The organism is Candidatus Eremiobacteraceae bacterium (assembly GCA_035295225.1).
Taxonomy (GTDB): Bacteria; Vulcanimicrobiota; Vulcanimicrobiia; order Eremiobacterales; family Eremiobacteraceae; genus JABCYQ01.
The window spans coordinates 1-3160 of record DATGJI010000035.1; the positions used below are offsets into that span (position 1 = coordinate 1).

Sequence of the window (3160 nt, forward strand, 5' to 3'; positions counted from 1 at the left end):
CTGCCATTCGATTTCGTGAGGCAGCGCGGCGGCGAGCTCCCGTCGCTTGGCACCGCCCAGATGTCGAGGACATCCGACGATTGGTCGCCGGTGCGGTTGCTCGCAAACGCCACTTGCGTGCCATCGGGCGACCAGGCCAGCGACTTGTCCTCGTCGGCGCCCTCGGTCAGTTGGGTCGGCTCTCCACCGTCGCTCGCGACGACGAAGATGTGGTTGATCCGGTCTTGGAAATAACCGCGCCCGTCTTCTTTGTGGCGGACGCTTGTGAGCACGCGGACGGCGGGCTTGTCGTCCTTCTTGCGCTCCGCCTTCGTCTCCGAGCCCGGAGCCGGCTCTTCGCGTTCGCCGCCCGCAGAGAGGAACGCGATTCGTTTGCCGTCAGGCGACCAACGCGGCGCGCTTGCTCCCTTTTTGAAAAAGGTGAGTTGCGTGGGCTCTCCGCCTTGCAGCGAGAGCATCCAGATCTGGTCTGCGCCGCTTCGGTTGCTGAGGAACGCGAGCCGCGTCCCGTCGGGTGAGAACTGGGGAGCCCACGATCTCTTATCCGCAGCGGTCAGCGCGCGCGCCGTTCCATTTTCCGTCGAGATCAACGAGACGAGCGAACGATACTCGTCCTCTGCTTCGTCCGCAAACGAAACGGTCACCGCTACATGCTTGGTGTCAGGTGAAAGACACACGTCATTGACGACGCGCAGGCGGTAAAGGTCTTCGGGAGTCAGCGGTGTGTCAGCAGACATGGTCAAGGCTTCCTATGATTTTCGCGCCATGATGACGAGCGCGGCCAGCGCGAAGAGGATCAGCACGCTGCTCACCAGCGTCAACGCATTTGCGTTCGTCCCGATGACGTTGACGACACGATCGGCGGTGACGACCAGTGCGGCAGCGGTCAACGCGATCGGCCACGAGGAAGCATTGACAAATGCCAGCGCGGCGGCGATAATTAGCGCCACGTTCACGACGACGGCGATGACGACGAACGCATCGACGCCGCGTCCCAATCCTATGCCGTACGCGTTCCCGAGACCGAGCATCGCCCAAATCGCGGCGCCGGTCGCAGCGCCGTAACGCGCGATGCTACGATTGGTAATCTTCTTGGCCACGCCGGGCCGCTGTTAGCAGTTACGCGCAGACGGACCTTGTCGGAAAAAAATTCTCCGCTCGCGACGAGGAGAAGCGCGCGATGGAATCCGAATGAACCCGCTCTCAACTCGGAAACGTTTTTCGCTCACAGCTTTTGACCGAGCTGCAGTGCTGCACGTTTCCGTTCGCTTGGTCGCCGCATTTTAGGAAGGCCGCATCTGTGCTGCAAGAACTCCGCGCCGATCTCAATCTAGCTGATACGCGCAGCGAGATACGAGAGCGGTTGCGTGAGTATGCCGACGTGGGCGCAGAGGCGCGCACGCCGGCCGAGCGTGCCGACGATGCGTGGCGCGTCGTGCAAAACGTGCTCGCCGAAGAGATCGCAGAGCTCAACCGCGGTTTGGACGGCACGGCGCAAGTGTTGGAACGCGATCGGCTCGCGCTGCCTGACGGCGGTCAAGCGATCGACGTCGCCTATCGCGATCAAAAGTTTTCGATCGCCCGCTCCAAAGACCGGCGCAAGATCGCGCTCATCGACGAATACGCGGGCCGGCTCCCGGTCGAAGCGGTGGGATCCAAGCTGTTCATCGCGGGCGAGCCCATCGGTGCGGCCATCGTCGCGGCTATCCGCCGGCTCGTCGAGCGGGCGACTGCAGGCATCGGCTGTAGCAACAACGCCCGCCGTTACATGGCCCTCGAGCTGTCGACCTGTAGCGCGACCCGCATTGAAGCCGCTCTCAATCTGGCTGACGAGAACGGCTTCCGTTTCGTGGAATCCTATAAGACCCCGGCGGTCGACCGCCGGGTCTTCTTGTTCGAGCGGGTTCTAAGGTAGAGTTCTAACGGTTCGGGTCTTCGAGCGCCGTGCCCGCATTGACGGTCACGGTCGCCGGTTTGCGTACGCGCTTTTGGGTGTAGTCCGCCACCACGGCAGGCGGGCATAGGCGCACGAACAGCAACGCCAGCAGCCAGAGCAGGGCCACATCGTCTAGGACGCCGAGCACCGGCACGTCCGCGAACAGATCCAGGGGCGAGACGATGAGCACGGCTGCAAGAGCGGTGCCTGCCTTCAAGCCGGGCGAAACCCGGCGGTCGAGAAACAGCTGCGCGACTTTGGTGCCAAAGCTCCGCAGTCCCCAGAGCAGTTTGAGTCGGGTGAAAAGAGCGAGCATAGAGGTCCTCCGCTATCCAGTCATACCCGCGAGCCGGCGTAAAGGTTCCAGCTCAACCGGCGGAAGTCGCCGGCACCGCACGCTCCCGCAACGCGGCACGTGCCGCCCGCCATCCGGGAATGCCGCTCACGCAACCGCCGGGATGCGTGCCTGAACCGCACAAGTACAAGCCGGGCAACGGGGTCTTCGCCGCAAAGCGGCGCTCGAATATCTGACCGGGCAGCAACTCGCCGTGGAAGATGTGGCCGCGCGGCAACCCGAAGCGCTGCTCCAAATCAGGCGGCGTGAAGACCTGCCGTCCTTCAATGGCGTTGGGCACGTTCGGCGCGTAGCGGGCAAGCGTGGCGACGATCGAGTCGGCGGCAGCCGCTTTCTTTTCGGCCGTCCACTCGCCGTCCGAGCGCTCGTACGGAAAGTATTGCGCGAAGATCGACAGCAGGTGCTTGCCGGGTGGCGCGATCGTATCGTCGTTGGGTGACTGCAGGTACATCTCGAGGAACGGCTCTCGCGAAGGGATGCCGCGCGCGGCATCGTCGTAGGCGCGCTGGATGTAGTCGACGTCCGGCGCGATGTGCAAGGTGGCGTTATGCACCGGGCCGGGTTCGCGCACCGGGCGGGCGGCAAACACCGGCAGCTCGCCGAGCGCGAGGTTGACCTTGACCACGCAACCATGGTCGCGCCAGTCGCGCACGCGCACACGAAAATCGTCGCTCAGGTCACCGCTCGGGACGAGCTTGAGAAACGTCGTCTTGGGATCCGCGTTCGAGAGCACGATGCCGGCCTCGATCTCGTCGCCGTTGTCGAGGCGGGCGCCCGTTGCGCGGCCGTCACGCGTCGTAATGCCGGCGACCGTCGCCTTGGTGCGGATGTCCGCGCCGAACTGCCGCGCAGCAGCGGCAGCCGCCTTG

At 64.2% G+C, this 3160-nt stretch carries 5 protein-coding genes; 1 reads left to right on the forward strand and 4 read right to left on the reverse strand.

Annotation, left to right across the window (positions count from 1 at the left end):
* Both VKT51_06035 and VKT51_06040 read right to left on the reverse strand, forming a co-directional pair.
* Window positions 1-737 (reverse strand): hypothetical protein (locus VKT51_06035; protein HLJ83714.1); only part of this gene is annotated, 737 nt, incomplete at its 3' end.
* Window positions 738-749: 12 nt separating this feature from the next.
* On the reverse strand, window positions 750-1100 hold the full coding sequence (locus VKT51_06040) for a hypothetical protein (GenBank protein HLJ83715.1): 351 nt from the start codon (window positions 1098-1100) through the stop codon (window positions 750-752).
* Between the two features lie 200 nt (window positions 1101-1300).
* On the opposite strand from VKT51_06040, the gene VKT51_06045 reads away from it, so the two are divergent.
* Window positions 1301-1915 carry a hypothetical protein gene (locus VKT51_06045; protein ID HLJ83716.1) on the forward strand — a complete coding sequence of 205 codons (615 nt, stop codon included), beginning with the start codon at window positions 1301-1303 and terminating at the stop codon, window positions 1913-1915.
* A 4-nt stretch (window positions 1916-1919) separates the two neighbouring features.
* Here VKT51_06045 and VKT51_06050 read toward each other — a convergent pair whose 3' ends face one another.
* A complete protein-coding gene (locus VKT51_06050; protein HLJ83717.1) occupies window positions 1920-2252 on the reverse strand; it encodes a hypothetical protein in 333 nt (110 codons plus the stop codon).
* 52 nt (window positions 2253-2304) lie between these two features.
* Window positions 2305-3160, reverse strand: an 856-nt coding sequence (locus VKT51_06055) for an NAD(P)/FAD-dependent oxidoreductase (protein HLJ83718.1), incomplete at its 5' end; no start/stop codon positions are given.

Excerpts from the sequence above, each read along its gene's own strand:
- VKT51_06050 (HLJ83717.1), bottom strand. The coding sequence starts at position 2,252 with ATGCTCGCTCTTTTCACCCGACTCAAACTGCTCTGGGGACTGCGGAGC.